The organism is Dietzia sp. DQ11-44, assembly GCF_014145205.1.
GTDB lineage: Bacteria > Actinomycetota > Actinomycetes > Mycobacteriales > Mycobacteriaceae > Dietzia > Dietzia natronolimnaea.
Genome location: NZ_JAALEC010000356.1, coordinates 1 through 5,069, shown reverse-complemented (window position 1 = coordinate 5,069; position 5,069 = coordinate 1). Strand labels below are relative to the sequence as shown.

The window sequence follows — 5,069 nt, the reverse complement described above, 5'->3', positions numbered from 1 at the left end:
CCCCGATGGAGGTGTCCTCCACGGGGACCACACAATCGGCACCCTCGGGGACCGGCGCACCGGTCATCACCTTGCAGGCCTCGTCGTCGTCGACCCGTGGCCCCGGTCCGTCACCGGCGTGGGTCGTCCCCACCACCCGGAGCCGCACCGGCGAGTCCGGACCGGCCCCGGCGATGTCGGCCGACCGCACCGCGTAGCCGTCCATCTGCGAGTTCACGAACAGGGGGAGGTCCACCGACGCGAGCAGGTCCCGTGCGAGCACCGAGTCCGCGCACGCCACGACCGGCAACCGCGTGCTCTGGGCGGCCCGCTCCAGCACCGGCGCGAGATGCGTGCGCAGGAGCTCTCGGTACCCGGCGGGAGACGGCCGGGATACGGGGTGGGTCGGGCGGTCGGGGTGGGAGGCCATGCCCCCACGGTAATCGCGTTGTACTGTGCCTACGGTCCGCGCGCGGGGCGCAGGCGGGGAAATAAAGGGGAGACGGTGGCGGACGGCGCGCGGGGTTCGAGGAAGCTGTGGTCTGTCCACGGCGACGGCAAGAACATCAGGCCCGGCGAGGTCGTGGCCCCGATGGAGCGCCTGAGCTGGCCCCGGACGATCGGCATCGGCGCCCAGCACGTGGTCTCGATGTTCGGCGCCACGTTCGTCTTCCCCATCATCATGGGGCTCAACCCGCAGCTCGCGATCCTCTTCTCCGGCGTGTGCACGCTGCTGTTCCTGGCGATCGTCAAGGGGCAGGTCCCCAGCTACCTGGGCACCTCGGTGGCGTTCGTCGGGGCGGTCGCGGCGATCCGCGCGCAGGGCGGTACGAGCGCGGAGGTCACCGGCGCGATGCTGGTGGCGGGTGCGACCCTCGCCGTGGTCGGCGTCATCGTGCACGTGGTGGGCGGGCGCGTGGTCACCGCCGTGCTGCCCCCGGTCGTCACCGGCGCCGTGGTGATGCTGCTGGGCTTCAACCTGGCACCCGTGGTGGCCGAGACCTACTGGCCGCAGGACCAGTGGGTGGCGCTGACGGTGATGATCGCGCTGGTCCTCATGACGGTGGGCCTGAAGGGATTCGCCGGCCGGATCGCGATCTTCCTCGCGCTGATCTTCGGCTACGTGCTCTCGTGGGTGCTCGACCTGGTGACCGGTCCCATCACCTCGTTCAGCGCCACCGCCGGCGAGGTGACCGAGCACCTGCGGGTGGACTGGTCGGGCGTCGGCGACGCGCCGTGGCTCGGGTTGCCGCCCATGACCGACGAGGCCGCGGGCGTGGTGGGCATCCACGCGCCCGACTTCTCCCTGGCGTTCGTGCTGCTGATCGTCCCCGGGATCATCGCCCTGATCGCCGAGAACGCGGGTCACGTCAAGGCGATCGGCGAGATCACGCGCACCGAGACCGACGGCCTGATGGGCCGCGCCCTGGCCGCCGACGGTGCGGGCACCGTCCTGGCCACCTCGTTCGGCGGATCGGCGACGACGACGTACGCCGAGAACATCGGGGTGATGGCCGCGACCAAGGTCTACTCCACCGCCGCGTACGTGGTGGCGGCGCTGACCGCGATCCTCCTGGGCTGCTCGCCCAAGCTGGGCGCGGTGATCTCGGCGACGCCCGGCGGCGTGCTGGGCGGGATCACCGTGGTGCTCTACGGGATGATCGGCCTGCTCGGGGCGAAGATCTGGAAGGAGAACCGGGTCGACTTCGGCAACCCGCTCAACCTGGTCCCGGTGGCGGCGGGCGTGGTGATCGCCGTGGGCGACACGACCCTGACCGTGACGGACGACTTCCAGCTCGGCGGGATCGCGCTCGGCACCCTCGTGGTGGTGCTGGGGTACCACCTCGCCCGGCTGATCGCGCCGCAGTTGAGAGCGCAGGCCGAGCGCGACGAGATCCACGAGCTCACCCTCCTCGGGCCGAACCCGGAGGTGGAGGTGCCGGAGAGGTAGACGGCGGGGTGGCGCTCACGCGCCTACACTCGACCAGAACGCCCGGCAGATCGGAGGTGCGCGTGACCGCGACCGACATCCCGAGCCCTCGGCCGCGCCCCGACGGCGCGCGGCCGGCCACCCCGTTGCTCATCGACACTTTCGGTCGCACCGGGCGGGACCTGCGCGTGTCGCTGACGGAGAAGTGCTCCCTGCGCTGCACGTACTGCATGCCGGAGGAGGGGCTGCCGCCCATCCCGGAGGCCGCACGCATGACCACCGACGAGGTGATCCGGCTGGTCACGCTGGCGCATCACGACCTCGGGGTCCGCGAGGTGCGCTTCACCGGCGGCGAACCGCTGATGCGGCAGGACCTCGAGAGGATCGTCGCCGGGACGCGGGCGGCGTGCCCGGATCTGCCGATCGCCCTGACCACCAACGGGGTGGGCCTCGAGCACCGGGTGGGCGCGCTGGTCGAGGCCGGGCTCGACCGGATCAACATCTCCCTGGACACGGTCGATCGCCTTGAGTTCGCCGAGCTCACCCGTCGCGACCGACTGCCGTCGGTGCTGCGCGGGGTGCGCGCCGCGGTCGAAGCGGGACTCGTCCCGGTCAAGGTCAACGCCGTGCCGATGCGGGCGACCCTCCCGGGGGCTCCCGACCTGCTGGAATGGGCTCTGGAGGAGGGTGTGCAGCTGCGGTTCATCGAGGAGATGCCGCTCGACGCCGACAACACCTGGTCCAGGGTCGAGATGGTCACGGCGCAGGAGCTCCTCGACGTGTTGGGCGCGCGCTTCGACCTGGTCCCCGCCGGTCGCGAGGACCCGTCCGCTCCGGCCGAACTGTGGGAGGTGGCCGGACGCTCGGTGGCGGGGTCCCCGGCCCACGTCGGGGTGATCGCCACCGTCACCCGGAACTTCTGCGCGGCCTGTGACCGGACGCGGTTGACCGCCGAGGGAACCGTGAGATCCTGCTTGTTCAGTGATGACGAGACCGACGTGTTGGGTGTGTTGCGCTCCGGGGCGCGGGACGCGGAGATCGCCCGGGTCTGGCGCGGCGCGATGTGGGGGAAGCAGGCCGGGCACGGCATCGGTGGGACGGCATTCCACCGGCCGCGCCGGTCGATGGGCGCCATAGGCGGATGACGTGTCACCGAAAGCGGCGGCGGCGCGTCGGGGGCACGGGCTAGAGTCGACACCGTGAGCAGGACATCGAGAATGATCACCGTGGGGTACTACGCGGCGGCCGAGGACGCGGCCGGCACCGCCCGCGAGCGCCTCCACACGGACGCGACGACCATCGGTGAACTGGCCCGGGAGGTCTGCGAGAGGCACGGTGAGCCGTTGGCCAGCATCGTCACGGTGTCGTCCTTCCTCATCGGCGAGGAGACCACGCGCGACCCCCTCGCCTCGATCGACGGGGTCTCCGTGATCGACATCCTGCCCCCCTTCGCCGGGGGTTGACCGGTGGGTCGGCGTCAGGGGATCGCGGTGGTGGGCGTGGCCCTGATGTGTTCCGGGCTCGCGTGTGCGACCGAGGAGCCGGAGGCCACTGCGACCGTCTCGCTCGGGGTGGCCGCCGCGCCGTCGTTGTCCGTCGCGTTCACCGACCTCATCCAGATCTTCGAGGAGGAGAATCCCGGGGTCCGGGTCCACCTCGAACTGGGGCGGTCGGACGAGATCGCCGAGGGGCTGTCCGACCGCACGGACCTCAACGTCTTCGCCTCCGCGAGCGAGGAGGTGATGGACCTCGCCGTGGCACAGGGAGCCGCCGCGGAACCGCAGATCTTCGCCCGGAACCACGTGGTCGTGGCGGTGCCGTCCGGGAACCCCCTCCGCGTGCGCGGACTGGGCGACCTGTCCCGCCCGGACCTGCGCGTGGGCCTGTGTGTGCCGGACACCCCGTGTGGCAAAGCGACCGAGGAGGTGCTCGCCGCCGCGGCGGTGGAGCCCACGGACGTCACATGGGAGGACGGGTCCCGCGCGCTCAGTGTCCGGCTCGCGGACAACGAGATGGACGTCGGGATCGTCTACCGCACTGACGTCGCGAGCTCGCACGGGTGGGTGGCGCCCGTCAGTCCCGAGGGTCGCGAGCGGGACCTGATGCGGTCGGCGGGAACGACCCGGTACGTCCTGGCCCGCGTCCCCAGCGGGGAGAGCGGGCCCGGGGGCGAGGCCGAACGGGTGGCGGCCGACCGTTTCCGCGGGCTCGTGACCTCCGAACACGGCCGCCGGACCCTCGAGGGTGCCGGACTGGACGCGCTGCCGGAGTGACCCGGGGTACTGAAACCCGGGTTCTCGACGTCACGCGGTGAGGCATCGCCCGCTGAGCCGACCCGTGATGGCCGACCTCTCGACGTAGGGCTGACGCCAGGTGCGGCCGTCGGAGGAGGAGTCGCGGTTGTCACCCAGGAGGAGATAGTGCCCGGCCGGGACGTGGAAGTCACCGCGGTAGTACGACGACGAGGCGTACAACTCCTCGAGGGGTACGCCGTCCACGCGGACCGCGCCGCCGTCGATCTCGATGCGCTCGCCGGGCAGGCCGACCACCCTCTTGAGCACGCGGCCGACCACCTCGGCGTGATCCACCACGACCAGGTCGCCCCGGCGGATCGGTGTGGACCGTCGGAGCGACCTGGTGAGAACGAGCTGCCCGGCACGCAGGGTCGGTTCCATTGAGTCGGATCGGACGCGGGTGAGCCACCACATCAGGGCGCGTGCTCGTGGTGGTCGTGACCGTGGTGGTCGTGGTCGTGCCCCTCGGCGTACTTGAAGAATCGCACGTAGGCGTCCATGTACTCGCGGGCGGCGACGAGGTCGTCGGGGTCGAAGCCCCTGAGCGCGATGGCGTGGTCGAAACGACGCTCGAGCTCGTCCCACCGGTCCTCGTCGACCAGGCCCCTGAGGGGCTCGATGCTGCCGAGCTCCAGCGCCTCGTCGGCGGCCACCACCCGAGGGTCGACGCCGGCACCGGCGGGCGCGAGTCCGCTGAAGCCGGCGCCCTCGCCCGCGCGGTGCACGCGGACCAAGGTCTCGAGAAACCACCTGTCGGCGACCTCCCTGGTCTCGCCGCCCGCGACCCGGACGCGCCGGACCTTGTCGAAGACGGCGCGGACCTCGTCCTCGCCCCCGGGGTGGACCCACTTGAGGGCGACATTGAC

The 5,069-nt window shown here is 71.6% G+C and carries 6 protein-coding genes and 1 pseudogene; 4 read left to right on the top strand and 3 right to left on the bottom strand.

From position 1 onward, the window contains the following. Positions 1 to 409, bottom strand: a pseudogene (locus tag G6018_RS09555) (molybdopterin molybdenumtransferase MoeA); the annotation flags it as partial. A 162-nt stretch (positions 410 to 571) separates the two neighbouring features. On the opposite strand from G6018_RS09555, the gene G6018_RS09550 reads away from it, so the two are divergent. From G6018_RS09550 to G6018_RS09535, 4 genes are all read left to right on the top strand, one after another. After that, positions 572 to 1,930 carry a solute carrier family 23 protein gene (locus G6018_RS09550; protein ID WP_241731128.1) on the top strand — a complete coding sequence of 453 codons (1,359 nt, stop codon included), beginning with the start codon at positions 572 to 574 and terminating at the stop codon, positions 1,928 to 1,930. 62 nt (positions 1,931 to 1,992) lie between these two features. Further along, positions 1,993 to 3,054, top strand: coding sequence for a GTP 3',8-cyclase MoaA (moaA, locus tag G6018_RS09545; RefSeq protein WP_347237842.1), 1,062 nt, complete (start codon positions 1,993 to 1,995; stop codon positions 3,052 to 3,054). 54 nt (positions 3,055 to 3,108) lie between these two features. After that, on the top strand, positions 3,109 to 3,372 hold the full coding sequence (locus G6018_RS09540; protein ID WP_259847878.1) for a hypothetical protein: 264 nt from the start codon (positions 3,109 to 3,111) through the stop codon (positions 3,370 to 3,372). A gap of 3 nt (positions 3,373 to 3,375) precedes the next feature. After that, a complete protein-coding gene (locus G6018_RS09535; protein ID WP_182639479.1) occupies positions 3,376 to 4,182 on the top strand; it encodes a substrate-binding domain-containing protein in 807 nt (268 codons plus the stop codon). 30 nt (positions 4,183 to 4,212) lie between these two features. Here G6018_RS09535 and lepB read toward each other — a convergent pair whose 3' ends face one another. Both lepB and G6018_RS09525 read right to left on the bottom strand, forming a co-directional pair. Continuing rightward, positions 4,213 to 4,617, bottom strand: coding sequence for a signal peptidase I (gene lepB, locus G6018_RS09530; protein WP_277815255.1), 405 nt, complete (start codon positions 4,615 to 4,617; stop codon positions 4,213 to 4,215). Further along, on the bottom strand, positions 4,617 to 5,069 hold a 453-nt coding region (locus G6018_RS09525), incomplete at its 5' end, for a DUF6448 family protein (protein ID WP_206685262.1). The genes G6018_RS09525 and lepB, both read right to left, overlap by 1 nt.

Bases quoted from the DNA above. Each gene is read 5' to 3' on its own strand.
- G6018_RS09550 (WP_241731128.1), top strand. From the start codon at position 572: ATGGAGCGCCTGAGCTGGCCCCGGACGATCGGCATCGGCGCCCAGCAC.
- lepB (WP_277815255.1), bottom strand. From the start codon at position 4,617: ATGTGGTGGCTCACCCGCGTCCGATCCGACTCAATGGAACCGACCCTG.